Origin of the sequence: Streptosporangium sp. NPDC004379 (assembly GCF_042873875.1) — a bacterium.
Taxonomy (GTDB): Bacteria; Actinomycetota; Actinomycetes; order Streptosporangiales; family Streptosporangiaceae; genus Streptosporangium.
Genome location: NZ_JBIAMC010000024.1, coordinates 18,503 through 33,083, shown reverse-complemented (window position 1 = coordinate 33,083; position 14,581 = coordinate 18,503). Strand labels below are relative to the sequence as shown.

The following is a 14,581-nucleotide window of genomic DNA, read 5'->3' as shown; positions in this document are numbered from 1 at the left end:
TGCCGTTCCAGCCGGGTGAAGTAGGGAGATCGGCGCATGCTCACCGCCGGAGAGGTCGCGGGCCTGATGGTCGCCATGTTCTGGGCGATCCTGGTCTGCTTTCTTGCCGTGGTCCTGGTCAGGCTGGCACGCCTGCTGACCCAGACGTCCAAGATGGTCTCCGAGCTCGGCGACCGCGTCGTGCCGCTGCTGGAGGACATGACGGCCACCGTCGGCGAGGCCAACCGCCGGCTCGTCGCCGTCGAGGCCATCGCCGAGGACGTCAAGCAGGTCAGCGGTCACGTCGCCAAGGTCAGCGACGTCACGCAGACCCTCATCACAGGGCCGCTGATCAAGGTGGCGGCGCTGGGTCACGGCGTCCGGCGGGCCCTGGGCGCCCGCCGCGCCCGCGGCCGGTCCGCCCCCCGGGTGCTGGAGGGGCGCAGGTCATGATCCGCCGGTTGTTCTACATGTCCCTCGGCGCGTTCTGCGCGGTGTGGACGATGCGTAAGCTTCAGGCACTGCATCCGAACCACGTGGCCCGGCGCGCCCTTCACGGCGCCTCCGGGATGCTGGAGCAGGCACGGGAGTTCGCGGGCGACGCCCTGGACGGCGCCGCCCGGCGGGAAACCGAGTTGCGTTCCCGGTTCGGGCTGGACAGTGTTGACGACACCAACCACTACGACGTAAAGGACGGCCGCTGAAATGGAGTCGGCAGAGATCGCGCGCCGCTTCCTGCGCTTCTTCGAGGAGCGTGGGCACACCGTCGTGCCCTCGGCCAGCCTGATCGCCGAGGACCCGACGCTGCTGCTGGTGCCCGCGGGCATGGTGCCCTTCAAGCCCTACTTCCTCGGGCAGCAGAAACCCCCGTTCAAGCGGGCCACCAGCGTCCAGAAGTGCGTGCGCACCCCCGACATCGACGAGGTCGGCAAGACCACCAGGCACGCCACGTTCTTCCAGATGCTCGGCAACTTCTCGTTCGGTGACTACTTCAAGGACCAGGCGATCCCGCTCGCCTGGGAGCTGCTGACCAAGCCCGAGTCCGAGGGCGGCTTCGGCTTCCCCGCCGAGCGCCTCTGGGTCACCGTCTACCACGACGACGACGAGGCCTACCGCCTCTGGCACGAGAAGGTCGGCGTCCCGGCCGAGCGCATCCAGCGCCGCGGCCTGGAGGACAACTACTGGCACATGGGCGTGCCCGGTCCGGGCGGCCCCTGCACCGAGATCTACTACGACCGCGGCCCCGAGTACGGCAAGGACGGTGGCCCCGTCGCCGACGAGAACCGCTATCTCGAGGTCTGGAACAACGTCTTCATGCAGTTCCAGCTCGGCGCGGTCCGCAGCAAGACCGACTTCGACGTCATCGGCGAGCTGCCCGCCCGCAGCGTCGACACCGGCATGGGCCTGGAGCGCATGGCGGCGATCCTGCAGGGCGTCGACAACATCTACGAGATCGACACCACCTACAAGATCCTCGACCGGGCCGCCGAGCTGACCAGGACGCGCTACGGCCGTGACGAGCGCGCCGACGTCTCGCTGCGGGTCGTCGCCGACCACGTGCGCACCAGCGTGATGCTGGTGGCCGACGGCGTGCTGCCCTCCAACGAGGGCCGCGGCTACGTGCTGCGGCGCATCCTGCGCCGCGCCGTCCGCAACCTGCGCCTGCTGGGCGCGGGCGAGGAGCGCTACATGCACGACCTCACCGCGGTGACCATCGCCGTGATGGGCGATCTGTACCCCGAGCTCAAGGCCGACGCCCCGCAGATCCACGCGGTGATCGACGCCGAGGAGGCGTCCTTCCTGGGCACCCTCCGCACCGGCACCGCGATCTTCGACGCGGCGGTGGAGGAGAACAAGCGCAAGGGCCGGGGCACCCTCGGCGGGGACCAGGCCTTCCAGCTCCACGACACCTACGGCTTCCCGATCGACCTGACCCTGGAGATGGCCTCCGAGCAGGGCCTCAAGGTCGACGAGGAGGGCTTCCGCCGGCTGATGAAGGAGCAGCGCGACCGCGCCAAGGCCGACGCCGCCGCCAAGAAGACCGGCAACGCCGACATCTCGGTGTTCGGCCGGATCCTGGAGAAGACCGGCAAGGTCGACTTCCTGGGCTACGACCAGGTGACGGCGGAGGCGCAGGTCATCGGCCTGCTGGTGGACGGCGCGCCGGTCCCCGCGGCCGGCGCCGGCACCACGGCCGAGGTCGTGCTGAGCCGTACCCCCTTCTACGCCGAGGGCGGCGGCCAGCTCGCCGACCAGGGCGTCATCCGCACCGGCGGCGCCGAGGTCGAGATCGTGGACGTGCAGTCCCCGGTCGCGGGCGTCATCGTGCACCGCGGCAAGGTCCGCGCCGGGGAGATCCGGGTGGGCGACCAGGCCCAGGCCGAGATCGACGTCGAGCGGCGCCGCGCCATCTCCCGCAGCCACACCGCCACCCACCTGGTGCACCGCGGCTTCCGCAACGCGCTGGGGGAGACGGCGGCGCAGGCCGGCTCGGAGAACTCGCCCGGCCGCTTCCGCTTCGACTTCACCGCCGCCGGCGCCGTGCCGCCCAGCGTGCTGCGCGACGTCGAGGACGAGGTCAACGCCGTTCTGATCAACGACCTCACGGTCAACGCCTTCCACACCTCCCAGTCCGAGGCCCGGGCGATGGGCGCGCTGGCCCTGTTCGGCGAGAAGTACGGCGAGACCGTCCGCATCGTCGAGGTGGGCGACTACTCCAGGGAGCTGTGCGGCGGCACCCACGTCGCCAGCTCCGGCCAGCTCGGCCTGGTCAAGGTGCTGGGCGAGTCCTCGATCGGCGCCGGCGTGCGCCGCGTCGAGGCCCTGGTCGGCCTGGACGCCTTCCGGTTCCTGGCCCGCGAGAGCGTGCTGGTGGCCCAGCTGTCCGAGCAGCTCAAGGCCCGCCGCGAGGAGCTTCCCGAGCGGATCGAGGGCATCGTCACCCGGCTGCGCACCGCGGAGAAGGAGCTGGAGCGGCTCCGCTCGGCTCAGGTGCTGGCCGTGGCCGGCGAGCTCGCCGCCGCCGCCCGCGACCTGGACGGCGTCTCGGTCGTGACGCACCGGGCGCCCGACGGCACCTCCCCGGACGACCTGCGCAAGCTGGCGCTCGACGTGCGGGGCCGGTTCCCCGCCGACCGCGCCGCCGTGGTCGTCGTCGCCGGCGTGCCCGGTGACCGGCCCGTCGTCGTCGCGGCCGTCAACGACGCCGGGCGCGCCCGGGGCCTGAAGGCCGGCCGGCTCGTCGGTGTCGCGGCCAAGGCGCTCGGCGGCGGCGGCGGAGGCAAGGACGACGTCGCGCAGGGCGGCGGGGCCCGTCCCGAGGCGATCGGTGACGCGCTCGGCGCCGTGCAGCAGGCGATCGCGCAGGCCGCCTCCTGACACCGGGCGTCCGGGGGTCTGACGAGGCCCGGAGGCGGGGACGATGACCACATGAGAAACGGCATTCGCCTGGGCGTCGACGTCGGCTCGGTCCGCATCGGCGTGGCCCGCAGCGACCCCTCGGGGCTGCTGGCCACGCCGGTGGAGACCGTACGGCGCGGCAGAGGAGACCTGGAACGGCTCGCGGAGATCGCGACCGAGTACGACGTCGTCGAGATCGTGGTCGGTCTGCCGACCTCGTTGTCGGGCCGGGAGGGGCAGGCGGCGGGGCTCGCCCGCGACTTCGCGGCCCGGATCGCCCATCGGCTGGCGCCCGTCCCGGTGCGGCTGTTCGACGAGCGGCTGACCACGGTCACCGCCCAGCAGGGCCTCCGGGCCAGCGGGGTCAAGGCGAAGAACCAGCGCGGCGTGGTGGACCAGGCGGCGGCCATCGTGCTGCTGCAGGCGGCCCTGGACGCCGAGCGCGCCACCGGGAGGCCGCCGGGCAGTGCTCTGGGTGCCTCGGGGCCGCCGGGCGGGCCGCCCGGCACGGGATCGGGTGACGGGACACCGCGGTGATCCCCCGGCCCGCGTGGCTGCTGGCGGGCGGGGCCGCCGCGGTCGTCCTCGCGGCGGCCGCCGGGAGTTACGTGGTGGTCGGGCCGCGGCTGATGCCCGACGACTTCGCCGGGCAGGGCTCGGGCTCGGTCGTCGTGCGGATCCCCTCGGGCGCGAGCGCCGGGGAGATCGCCGAGACGCTCGCCGACGCGGGCGTCGTCGCGAGCGCCGGGGCGTTCGTCAAGGCGGCCGAGGAACGGGCCAAGACCGGCAGTCTGCGGCCCGGCCACTACCGCCTGCGGAAGGGCATGGCCGCCGACTCCGCCCTCGACCTGCTGCTCGCCCCGGGGTCGCGGGTGGTGCGCCGGGTCACGGTCCCCGAGGGGTTGCGCCTGACCGAGCTGTTCGACAGGCTGGCGGCCAAGACCGGTATGCCCAGGGACGCCTTCGTCCGGGCCTCCGAGGACCGTGAGGAGCTGGAGCTGCCGTCCTACGCCAAGGGACCCGAGGGCTTCATGTTCCCGGCGACCTACGAGGTCGAGCCGGACATGACCCCCGCCGACGTGCTCGGCCTCATGGTGGAACGGTACAAGAGAGCCGCGGCCAAGCTGGAGCTGGAGAACCGCGCGGCCGAGCGCGGCCTGACGCCACTGGAGGCGGTCACGGTGGCCAGCCTCGTCCAGGCGGAGGGCGGGCGCGACTCCGACTATCCGAAGATCGCTAGAGTGATCTACAACCGGATCAAGGCGGGCACGCCGCTGCAGATCGACAGTACGGTGCTCTACGCGCAGAACCGCCGGACGCTCAGGGTGACGGAGAAGGACACGAAGGTGAAGTCGCCCTACAACACCTACGCTCATCCCGGGCTGCCTCCGGGACCGATCGCGAATCCGGGGGAGAAGGCGATCACCGCGGCTCTCCGTCCAGATCGGGGTGATTGGTTCTGGTTTGTCACGATCGATCCGAAGCGTAGAATCACGAAATTCACTGACAAAGAGAGTGAGTTTGTGAGATACCGGGAAGAGCTGAACAGATACCTCGGGACGCATTGATGTCCGGCGGAACATCCCCGGTTCCGCCGCAAGCGGCGATGCCCACTGCGCGGCCGAGGCGCGGATCCCGGGACACCGGGCCGCTCGACCCCGTGTCCCCCCTCGGTTTGGCATGCCCGCTTGACGCCAGGCCGTCCCACCCGGGAGATTGGCCAGCGGACCTATGAACGATCTCGATATGGACTTCCTGGTCGGCGAGGACGACCCCTCACGTCGTCCTCGCCGGACCGGCCGTGGGCGCCGCAGACGACGGCGCCGCAACCGCGGCGGGTTCCTCGCCCCGATGCTCGCGGTCATCATCCTGGTCGGCGGCCTCGGCGCCGGCGGCTACTACGGCTACCTGTGGGTGCGCGACGCGATGACCGTCGAGGACTACAAGGGCCAGGGCAGCGGCGAGGTCGTCGTGGAGATCAAGGAGGGGCAGACCGCCTCCCAGATCGCCCTGACCCTCCGGGAGAAGGACGTCGTCAAGAGCTCCGAGGCGTTCACCGACGCCATCACCGACGCCGGCAAGAGCTCCTCCCTGCAGCCCGGCGAGTACCGGATGCGCAAGCAGATGGCCGCCGCCGAGGCCGTGAAGCTGCTCGACCCGGCCAAGCGGCTGCACGAGCGGGTGACCATCAAGGAGGGCCTGCGCCTGACGGCCATGCTGCAGGAGCTCGCCAAGCAGACCGGCAAGCCGCTGAAGGAGTTCCAGCAGGCCGCCAAGAACGGCAAGGCGCTGGGCCTGCCCTCCTACGCCAGGGGCAATCCGGAGGGCTACGTCTTCCCGGCGACCTACGAGATCACCCCCAAGATGACGGCCTCCGACATCCTGACCGCGATGGTCGACCGCTTCAAGGAGACCGCCGAGAAGGAGAACCTGGCCAGGGAGGCCAAGGCCCTGGGCTACACCCCGCACCAGATCGTGACGATCGCCAGCATCGTCCAGGCCGAGGCCGGCAACCTCGACGACATGGCCAAGATGTCCCGCGTCATCTACAACCGGCTCCACTCCGAGCCGCCGATGAAGCTCGGGATGGACAGCACGGTCATGTACGCGCTCGGCAAGTACGGCATCGAGGCCAGCCACGCCGATCTGGAGAGCGCCTCGCCCTACAACACCTACAAGCGTCTCGGCCTGCCGCCGGGGCCGATCTCCAACCCGGGCGACGACGCCATCCAGGCGGCGCTCAACCCGGCCAAGGGCGACTGGAAGTTCTTCGTCACCGTCGACCCCAAGCGCCGCATCACCAAGTTCGCCACCAACGAGACCGACTTCTTCAAGCTCAAGGCGGAGTACGAGCAGAACAAGGCGGGCGGATGACCGGGGCCGCCGGCACCGTCAGGGCCGCGGTCCTCGGGTCGCCCATCGCCCACTCGCTGTCGCCGGTCCTGCACCGCGCCGCCCACGCGGCCATGGGCCTGGACGGGTGGCACTACGAGGCGATCGAGTGCGACGAGGCCGCCCTGCCCGGCCTCGTCGCCGGGCTCGGTCCCGAGTGGGCCGGTCTGTCGCTGACCATGCCGCTCAAGCGCGCGGTGCTGCCGCTGCTGGGCACGGTCTCCGATCTCGCCGTGCGGGTGGGCGGGGCCAACACCGTGGTCTTCGACGGCGGCGCCCGTCACGGCCACAACACCGACGTCCACGGCATCGTCCGGGCGCTCACCGAGGCGGGGGTGGCGCCGCCCCGGTCGGCGACGATCCTCGGCGGCGGGGCCACGGCGGCCTCGGCGCTGGCCGCGCTGCGCGAGCTGGGCCTGGCCGAGGCGACCCTGGTGGTGCGCGACCCGGAGCGGGCCCGGACGACCGCCGGGGCCGCCGAGCGGCTGGAGACGGCCCTGCAGGTGCTGACCTTCGACAAGGTCGGCACGGCCCTGGAGACGGACCTGGTGGTCTCGACGCTGCCCGCGGGCGCCGCCGACGGCCTGGCGGACCTGGTGGCCGGGGTGCCCGCGCTCTTCGACGTCGTCTACGCCCCCTGGCCCACCCGCCTGGCCGCGGCCGTGGCCGCCCGCGGCGGCACGGTGGTCGGCGGCTTCCCCATGCTGCTGCACCAGGCGGCCCGGCAGGTCGAGCTGATGACCGGCCGGACCGACGTGCCGGTGGAGGCGATGCGCGCGGCGGGCGAGGCGGAGATCGCCCGGCGGGCCGCCACGGGCTGACCGGCCCCGCGGCCGTGGACCGGCCGGTCCCGCCGCTCCCGGGAAGGTTCGAGGGGCCTTCGGTGTTGTGATAGAGTGACTACTCGATCGGTCCGGCATGCCTGCCGGACGCGCAAGCGGAGGTTCACCTCCCACCTGGTCGGCCGAAAAGCCGGCAGGTCAAGGATCACACCGGTTGACCCCGGAAAGAGCCCGCGGCGGCGAAGCCGATGAGCTCATGTGGCCCCGCATGCGCGACGTGCGGGGCATTTCGCATTCCGGGCCCTCGGGGCCTCGGGGGTGACTTCCCGGCACGATCGAGTATGTGGCAGACGCCGCCGGGCAAGCCGGCGGTGGATCCGACCTAGGAGGCCCCATCAGCGCCGAGCCCCGCATCAACGACCGTATTCGTGTCCCCGAGGTCCGCCTCGTCGGCCCGAACGGCGAGCAGGTCGGCATCGTCTCCATCGGCGATGCCCTGAAGCTGGCTCAGGAGTCCGACCTCGACCTCGTGGAGGTCGCGGCTACGGCTCGCCCGCCCGTGTGCAAGCTCATGGACTACGGCAAGTTCAAGTACGAGTCCGCGATGAAGGCACGCGAGGCGCGGCGCAACCAGGCGTACACGATCATCAAGGAGATCAAGCTCCGTCCGAAGATCGACCCGCACGACTACGAGACCAAGAAGGGTCACGTGGTGCGGTTCCTCAAGGCCGGGGACAAGGTCAAGGTCACGATCATGTTCCGCGGGCGGGAGCAGTCCCGGCCCGAGCTGGGTTTCCGGCTCCTGCAGCGGCTGGCGGAGGACGTCTCGGAGCTCGGCTTCGTGGAGTCCCAGCCCAAGCAGGACGGCCGAAACATGATCATGGTGATCGGCCCGCACAAGAAGAAGGCCGAGGCCAAGGCCGAGAAGGCGGCGGCCAAGGCGCGACGTGACGAGACCTCCGAAGAGGCTCCGGCGCTCGTTGACGACGGCGTGTCCGTCGACGACGGCGCGGCCGTCCCGCAGGAGTGACTCGCACGGCCCGGACCACCGGGCAGTCGCGGGATTAAGCCGAGACCGGGTCCGGTCTCACAGTCAGGCATGCCCTTGACTCGGGTTACCGGCCCGGGACATCGGCACGATCGAGGGAGAGACGGCTGAGATGCCGAAGATGAAGACGCACAGCGGTGCGAAGAAGCGGTTCCGGCTGACCGGCACCGGCAAGATCAAGCGGCGCCGCGCCAACCGCGCGCACTACAACGAGTGGAAGTCCTCCACTCTCACGCGTCGTCTCAAGCCCGAGGTCGTGCTGTCCGACGCCGACACCAAGAAGATCAAAAAGCTGCTCGCCAAGTAACGACCCCCGGGGAGATAGATAGACATGGCACGCGTGAAGCGGGCGATCAACGCCAAGAAGAAGCGCAGGGTCGTTCTCGAGCGGGCGAGCGGCTACCGGGGCCAGCGGTCGCGTCTGTACCGCAAGGCCAAGGAGCAGATGCTCCACTCGATGACCTACGCCTACCGCGACCGCAAGGACCGCAAGGGCACCTTCCGCCGTCTCTGGATCCAGCGCATCAACGCCGCTGCCCGCCAGAACGGCATCACCTACAACCGGCTCATCCAGGGTCTGCGCCTGGCCTCCATCGAGGTCGACCGCAAGATCCTCGCCGACCTCGCGGTCAACGACGCCGCCACGTTCGCGACGCTGGTCGAGGCCGCCAAGAAGGCGCTCCCGGCCGACGTGAACGCGCCGGTCGCCGGCTGAGCAACACGCCCGCCGGGCCGCGGCCCGGCACCGGCGAGGGCGCGGCCCACAGCGATCACGCTGTGGGCCGCGTCCGCATTCCTGGGGGATTCGAACATGGCGGAATCTGAGCTCACCAACATCAAGTCGCCGCGGGTCAAGGCCGTGCGGCGGCTGACCAAGCGCGCCTTCCGGGACCGGGACCGGTCCTTCATCGCCGAGGGGCCGCAGGCCGTACGCGAGGCTCTGGCGCTGGACGGCGTCGTGACGCAGCTGTTCGCCACCGCCGAGGCCGAGGTCAGGCACGCCGACCTCGTCGCCGCCGCCGCGGCGGCCGGCGTGCCGGCGCAGCGCGCCAGCGGCGAGGTCATGGCCGAGCTCGCCCAGACCGTCACCCCGCAGGGCCTGCTGGCCGTCTGCCGGTTCGTGCACGTCCCCCTGGACGACGCCGTCACGGCCGACGCCCGGCTGGTGGCCGTCCTGGCGCACGTCCGCGACCCGGGGAACGCCGGCACCGTGCTGCGCACCGCCGACGCCGCCGGCGCCGACGCGGTCGTCTTCACCGACGCCTCGGTCGACCCCTACAACGGCAAGTGCGTCCGGGCCAGCGCCGGCAGCCTGTTCCACCTCCCGGTGGTCACGGGCACCCCCGTGGCACGGGCCGTCGGGCGGCTGAAGGAGCAGGGCCTGCGGGTGCTCGCGGCCGACGGCGCGGGGGAGCGCACCCTCGACGACGTCGACCTGTCCGGGCCGGTCGCCTGGGTCTTCGGCAACGAGGCGTGGGGGCTGCCCGAGGAGATCCTGAAGCTGGCCGACGAGGTCGTCCGCGTCCCGATCTACGGCGGGGCCGAGAGTCTCAACCTCGCGACCGCCGCCGCGGTCTGTCTGTACGCATCTGCCCGGTCTCAGCGGGCCGGTTCCCCGGGCAGCGCCGCGAGGCTGCCGTAGGACGCGGGAAACCCGCTATTGTCGGCGTTGTAGCGTCGAGGAGGCGGGGTCGTGCACGGCGAACACACCGACGAACGGAGCGCTGACTCCGCCTGTGTGATCGACGTGGACGACCTCCCCGACGGCCTCGTCGTGACCGACCGGGACGGCCACGTGCTGGCCGTCAACCGCGCCGCCGTCCGCCTCACCGGCGTCGCCCGCGACCGGGCTCTCGGACGGCACCTGCGGGACGCGTTCTCCTTCCGCGACCACGACGGGCGCGACTGGTGGAAGTGGTTCGACCCCTACGGGGGCCTGCCCGGCCGGGCCCGCCAGCCGGAGCTGCCGCTGCGCACTCCGGGCGGGCAGGAGATGCTCGTGGCCGCCCGCCTGGTGCGCCGGCCCGAGCGGGGCGGCCCGGTCGTCCGGGTGGTGATCACCCTGCGCGACGCGGGCGCCCGCGCCCGGCTGGAGCGCAGCCGCGCCGACCTGGTCTCCACGGTCGCCCACGAGCTGCGCTCCCCGCTGACCAGCGTCAAGGGCTTCACCGCGACGCTGCTGGCCAAGTGGACCCGTTTCACCGACGACCAGAAGCTCGTCATGCTGGAGACGGTCAACGCCGACGCCGACCGGGTGACCCGGCTGATCACCGAGCTGCTGGACGTCTCCCGCATCGAGTCGGGCCGCCTGGAGATCCACCGCCAGGTGGTCGACATCCCGGCCAGGGCCCGGAAGGTCATCGCCGGGCGGGTGGCGGCGGGAGAGCCGGAGGACCGCTTCCGGCTGGAGGTCCGCGGCGAGCTCCCCGAGACCTGGCTCGATCAGGACAAGATCGACCAGGTCCTGGCCAACCTGCTGGAAAACGCGGTGCGCCACGGTCGCGGTACGGTGACAATAGCCATAGAGCCGAACGACTGGGGAGTCGCCGTGTCCGTCCGCGACCAGGGAGAGGGCATCCCGCCCGAGCTGGTCACGCGCGTGTTCCGGCAGTTCTGGCGGGGCAACGCCCGTCGCCGGGGAGGCACCGGGCTCGGCCTGTTCATCGTCAAGGGCCTGATCGAGGCGCACGGCGGCACGATCTCCGTGCGGCGGGGCCCCGAGGGCGGCGCCGAGTTCCGATTTACCGTGCCCACCGGCACCCCTGACTTCGCCTGAGCACTTCGCCTGAGCGTCGATGCGGGCCCGGTGGGCTCTCCCGACTAGACTCATGGCCGCCTAAGCCCTGGATTCGGAGCTCCCTTGTCTAACTACGACCCGGTCGAGGTGACACCGCTGCACGCCGACGAGCTGGCGCGCATGCGGGACGACGCGCTCGACGCCATCAAGGCGGCGCGCGACCTCGACGAACTCAAGCAGGTACGGCTCGCGCACGCCGGAGACCGCTCGCCCATAGCCCTGGCCAACCGCGAGATCGGCGCACTGCCGCCGGCGGCCCGCGCCGACGCCGGCAAGCGGATCGGCGGAGCGCGCAAGGCCGTCGCCGAGGCCCTCGCCGAACGCCAGGCCCAGCTGGAGGCCGAGCGCGACGAACGGGTCCTCGTCGAGGAGACCGTCGACGTCACCCTGCCCTGGGACCGCGCCCCGCGCGGCGCCCGGCACCCGCTGACCACGCTGCAGGAGCGCGTCGCCGACGCCTTCGTCGCGATGGGCTACGAGGTGGCCGAGGGGCCGGAGCTGGAAGGCGAGTGGTTCAACTTCGACGCGCTGAACATCTCGCCCGACCACCCGGCGCGCTCGGAGCACGACACGTTCTTCGTCGAGTCCGTCGACTCCGGCAAGGTGCTGCGCACCCAGACCTCGCCGGTGCAGATCCGGGCGCTGCTCGGCCGGAGCCTGCCTGTCTACGTGGTCTCGCCCGGCAAGGTGTTCCGCACCGACGAGCTCGACGCGACCCACACCCCGGTCTTCCACCAGGTCGAGGGCCTGGCGATCGACGAGGGCCTGACCATGGCCCACCTGAAGGGCACCCTCGACCGGTTCGCCGAGGTCATGTTCGGCGAGGGCATCACCACCCGGTTCCGGCCCAACTACTTCCCGTTCACCGAGCCGTCCGCCGAGATGGACCTCAAGTGCTTCGTCTGCCGCGGCGCCTCGGCGACGCCCGGCAACCCGCCCTGCCGCACCTGCAGGTCGGAGGGCTGGATCGAGTGGGGCGGCTGCGGCATGGTCAACCCGCGGGTCCTCGTCGCCTGCGGCGTCGACCCGGCCCGCTACAGCGGTTTCGCTTTCGGCATGGGCATCGAGCGCACGCTGATGTTCCGCCACAACGTCGAGGACATGCGCGACATGGTCGAGGGAGACACCCGCTTCACGCTCCCGTTCGGGATGGAGGTCTGATGAAGGTCCCGCTTTCATGGCTGCGGGAGTACGTCGATCTCCCCGCCGTCACCGCCCACGGAGTCGCCGACGCGCTCACCCGCGCCGGCCTCAAGCTGGAGGCGATCACCTCCTACGGCCACGACATCAAGAACATCGTGGTCGGCGAGGTGCTCGCCATCGAGGAGCTCACCGGCTTCAAGAAGCCCATCCGGCACTGCCAGGTCGAGGTGGGGGAGGCCGCGCCGCGCGAGATCGTGTGCGGCGCGACCAACTTCCAGGCCGGCGACCGCGTCCCGGTCGCGCTGCCCGGCGCGGTGCTGCCCGGCGGCTTCGAGATCGCCTCCCGCAAGACCTACGGCCGCGTCTCCGACGGCATGATCTGCTCGGAGGCCGAGCTCGGCGTGGCCGAGTCCTCGCCCGGCATCCTCGTGCTGTCGCCCGGCACCCCGATCGGCGTCGACGTGGTCGAGTTGCTCGGCCTGCGCGACGACGTGATCGAGCTGGAGATCACCCCCGACATCGGCTACGCGCTGTCCATCCGGGGCGTGGCGCGGGAGGCCGCGACCGCCTTCGGCGTGCCGTTCCGGGACCCGGCCGACATCACCCCGCCCGACGGTTCCGGCGCCGCCCACCCGGCCTCCATCGCCGACCCGGCCGCCTGCGACCGCTTCGTGCTGCGCGAGGTCCACGGCTTCGACCCGGCGGCGGAGAGCCCGCTGTGGCTGCGGGTGCGCCTGGCCCGCGCCGGCGTGCGCCCGGTCTCGCTGGCCGTCGACGTCACCAACTATGTGATGCTGGAGCTCGGCCAGCCGCTGCACGCCTTCGACGCGGCGACGCTGACCGGCGAGATCGTGGTGCGCCGGGCCGAGCCGGGGGAGACCCTGGAGACCCTCGACCACGTCGTCCGCCCGCTCCACCCCGAGGACGTCCTGATCACCGACGGCTCGGGGGCGATCTCCATGGCCGGGACGATGGGCGGCCTGAAGACCGAGATCTCCGATCAGACCACCGACATCGTGATCGAGGCCGCGCACTTCTCGCCCAGCGGCGTCGCGCGGATGTCGCGCCGCCACAACCTCGTCAGCGAGGCGTCCAAGCGCTTCGAGCGGGGCGTCGACCGCGAGCTGCCGCTGTACGCCTCCTGGAAGGCGGCGCGGCTGCTGGCCGAGCTGGGCGGCGGCACCATCCAGCCGGGCGTCACCCATGCCGAGGCCGAGGTCGAGCCGGTCCGCGTCTCCATGCCGAGCGGCCACCCCGGCCGGGTCGCCGGGGTCCCCTACGACCGCGAGACGGTGGTCCGCCGCCTGGAGCAGGTGGGCTGCACGGTCCAGGCCGGCGGCGCCGCCCCGGCAGGCGGGATCGCCGCCAGACTCGCCGTCACCGGCGACGACATGCTGACGGTCACCCCGCCCTCCTGGCGGCCCGACCTGACCGACCCCAACGACCTCGCCGAGGAGGTCATCCGGCTGGAGGGCTACGAGAAGCTGCCCTCGGTCCTGCCGGCCGCCCCGGCGGGCGCCGGGCTCACCGAGGGCCAGCGGCTGCGCCGCAGGGTCGGCCGGTCGCTGGCCGGCGCGGGATACGTCGAGGTCCTCGCCTACCCCTTCATGGGGGAGCGCGACCTGGACGCCCTGCAGCTGCCCGCGGGTGACGAGCGCCGCCTGGCCGTACGGCTGGCCAACCCGCTCAGCGAGGACGAGCCGCTGATGCGGACCACCCTGCTGCCGGGACTGCTCAGAACGCTGGTCCGCAATGTGGGCCGGGGCTTCGCCGACCTCGCGCTGTTCGAGACGGGCCTGGTCTACCGGCCGGACCGGGAGGCCCCGGCGACCGCGCCGGTCCTCGGCGTGGACCGCAGGCCCACCGCCGAGGAGCTCGACTCGATCGAGTCCGCGCTGCCCGCCCAGCCGGTCCGCGTCGCCGTCGTGCTGGCCGGGGAGTTCGAGCGGTCCGGCTGGTGGGGCGGAGGGCGCGCCGCGAGCTGGGCCGACGCCGTCGAGGCGGCCCGCACGGTGGCCCACGAGGCCGGAGTCGAGCTCCGGGTCCGCGCCGACCGGCACGAGCCCTGGCATCCGGGCCGCTGCGCCGCCCTGTACGCCGGGGACGTCCTCGTCGGCCACGCCGGGGAGCTGCACCCGCGCGTCATCGAGGCGTACGGCCTGCCGCCGCGCACCGCCGCGATGGAGCTGGAGCTCACCCGGCTGGAGCCGCTGTCGGCCGGTCCGGTCCAGGTGTCGTCGATCTCCGCCTACCCGGTCGCCACCCAGGACGTCGCGCTCATCGTCGCCGCCGCCACCCCGGTGGCCGAGGTGGAGGCGGCGCTGCGCGAGGGCGCGGGCGACCTGCTGGAGTCGATCCGCCTGTTCGACGTCTACACCGGGGCCCAGGCCGGTGAGGGCAACAAGTCCCTCGCCTACACCCTGCGGTTCCGGGCGCCGGACCGGACGCTGACCGCCGAGGAGACCACCGCCGCCCGCGACGCCGCCGTGGCGCTGGCGGCCGAGCGCACCGGGGCACGGCTCCGCGGCGCCTGATCCGCGT

General features: G+C 72.1%; 14 protein-coding genes. All 14 read left to right on the top strand.

All coding sequences use genetic code 11. The features are described from left to right. Nucleotides 1-36: 36 nt before the first annotated feature. A complete protein-coding gene (locus ACFYSC_RS34130) occupies nt 37-432 on the top strand; it encodes a DUF948 domain-containing protein (RefSeq protein WP_362945389.1) in 396 nt (131 codons plus the stop codon). Continuing rightward, nucleotides 429-683: a hypothetical protein gene (locus ACFYSC_RS34125; protein WP_389969792.1), complete on the top strand. Its 255-nt coding sequence runs from the start codon at nt 429-431 to the stop codon at nt 681-683. Before ACFYSC_RS34130 ends, ACFYSC_RS34125 begins: the two co-directional genes overlap by 4 nt. 1 nt (nt 684) lies before the next feature. Continuing rightward, nucleotides 685-3,357: an alanine--tRNA ligase gene (alaS, locus tag ACFYSC_RS34120; protein WP_389969790.1), complete on the top strand. Its 2,673-nt coding sequence runs from the start codon at nt 685-687 to the stop codon at nt 3,355-3,357. Between the two features lie 51 nt (nt 3,358-3,408). Continuing rightward, complete coding sequence (ruvX, locus tag ACFYSC_RS34115; RefSeq protein ID WP_362945395.1) at nt 3,409-3,915, top strand: Holliday junction resolvase RuvX; 507 nt, start codon at nt 3,409-3,411, stop codon at nt 3,913-3,915. Next, complete coding sequence (mltG, locus tag ACFYSC_RS34110) at nt 3,912-4,946, top strand: endolytic transglycosylase MltG (protein WP_389969788.1); 1,035 nt, start codon at nt 3,912-3,914, stop codon at nt 4,944-4,946. Before ruvX ends, mltG (ACFYSC_RS34110) begins: the two co-directional genes overlap by 4 nt. A 163-nt stretch (nt 4,947-5,109) precedes the next feature. Continuing rightward, on the top strand, nt 5,110-6,252 hold the full coding sequence (gene mltG, locus ACFYSC_RS34105) for an endolytic transglycosylase MltG (RefSeq protein ID WP_389969786.1): 1,143 nt from the start codon (nt 5,110-5,112) through the stop codon (nt 6,250-6,252). Beyond that, nucleotides 6,249-7,091, top strand: a complete 843-nt coding sequence (locus ACFYSC_RS34100; protein WP_389969785.1) for a shikimate dehydrogenase — start codon at nt 6,249-6,251, stop codon at nt 7,089-7,091. Before mltG (ACFYSC_RS34105) ends, ACFYSC_RS34100 begins: the two co-directional genes overlap by 4 nt. A gap of 355 nt (nt 7,092-7,446) precedes the next feature. After that, nucleotides 7,447-8,082 (top strand): translation initiation factor IF-3, encoded by a 636-nt coding sequence (gene infC / locus ACFYSC_RS34095; protein WP_362945434.1) that lies wholly within the window; start codon nt 7,447-7,449, stop codon nt 8,080-8,082. Between the two features lie 130 nt (nt 8,083-8,212). Then, nucleotides 8,213-8,407, top strand: coding sequence for a 50S ribosomal protein L35 (gene rpmI / locus ACFYSC_RS34090; protein ID WP_068924211.1), 195 nt, complete (start codon nt 8,213-8,215; stop codon nt 8,405-8,407). Between the two features lie 24 nt (nt 8,408-8,431). Beyond that, on the top strand, nt 8,432-8,815 hold the full coding sequence (gene rplT, locus ACFYSC_RS34085) for a 50S ribosomal protein L20 (protein WP_189248256.1): 384 nt from the start codon (nt 8,432-8,434) through the stop codon (nt 8,813-8,815). Nucleotides 8,816-8,911: 96 nt separating this feature from the next. Beyond that, nucleotides 8,912-9,742 (top strand): RNA methyltransferase, encoded by an 831-nt coding sequence (locus ACFYSC_RS34080; RefSeq protein WP_362945404.1) that lies wholly within the window; start codon nt 8,912-8,914, stop codon nt 9,740-9,742. A gap of 51 nt (nt 9,743-9,793) precedes the next feature. After that, nucleotides 9,794-10,876 (top strand): ATP-binding protein, encoded by a 1,083-nt coding sequence (locus ACFYSC_RS34075; protein ID WP_389969782.1) that lies wholly within the window; start codon nt 9,794-9,796, stop codon nt 10,874-10,876. 84 nt (nt 10,877-10,960) lie between these two features. Next, nucleotides 10,961-12,058, top strand: a complete 1,098-nt coding sequence (gene pheS, locus ACFYSC_RS34070; protein ID WP_389969780.1) for a phenylalanine--tRNA ligase subunit alpha — start codon at nt 10,961-10,963, stop codon at nt 12,056-12,058. Beyond that, nucleotides 12,058-14,574, top strand: coding sequence for a phenylalanine--tRNA ligase subunit beta (gene pheT, locus ACFYSC_RS34065; RefSeq protein WP_389969778.1), 2,517 nt, complete (start codon nt 12,058-12,060; stop codon nt 14,572-14,574). Before pheS ends, pheT begins: the two co-directional genes overlap by 1 nt. The last annotated feature ends 7 nt before the right edge of the window (nt 14,575-14,581 follow it).

Bases quoted from the DNA above. Each gene is read 5' to 3' on its own strand.
- ACFYSC_RS34130 (WP_362945389.1), top strand. From the start codon at position 37: ATGCTCACCGCCGGAGAGGTCGCGGGCCTGATGGTCGCCATGTTCTGG.
- ACFYSC_RS34125 (WP_389969792.1), top strand. From the start codon at position 429: ATGATCCGCCGGTTGTTCTACATGTCCCTCGGCGCGTTCTGCGCGGTG.
- alaS (WP_389969790.1), top strand. From the start codon at position 685: ATGGAGTCGGCAGAGATCGCGCGCCGCTTCCTGCGCTTCTTCGAGGAG.
- ruvX (WP_362945395.1), top strand. From the start codon at position 3,409: ATGAGAAACGGCATTCGCCTGGGCGTCGACGTCGGCTCGGTCCGCATC.
- mltG (WP_389969786.1), top strand. From the start codon at position 5,110: ATGAACGATCTCGATATGGACTTCCTGGTCGGCGAGGACGACCCCTCA.
- ACFYSC_RS34100 (WP_389969785.1), top strand. From the start codon at position 6,249: ATGACCGGGGCCGCCGGCACCGTCAGGGCCGCGGTCCTCGGGTCGCCC.
- rpmI (WP_068924211.1), top strand. From the start codon at position 8,213: ATGCCGAAGATGAAGACGCACAGCGGTGCGAAGAAGCGGTTCCGGCTG.
- rplT (WP_189248256.1), top strand. From the start codon at position 8,432: ATGGCACGCGTGAAGCGGGCGATCAACGCCAAGAAGAAGCGCAGGGTC.
- ACFYSC_RS34080 (WP_362945404.1), top strand. From the start codon at position 8,912: ATGGCGGAATCTGAGCTCACCAACATCAAGTCGCCGCGGGTCAAGGCC.
- pheT (WP_389969778.1), top strand. From the start codon at position 12,058: ATGAAGGTCCCGCTTTCATGGCTGCGGGAGTACGTCGATCTCCCCGCC.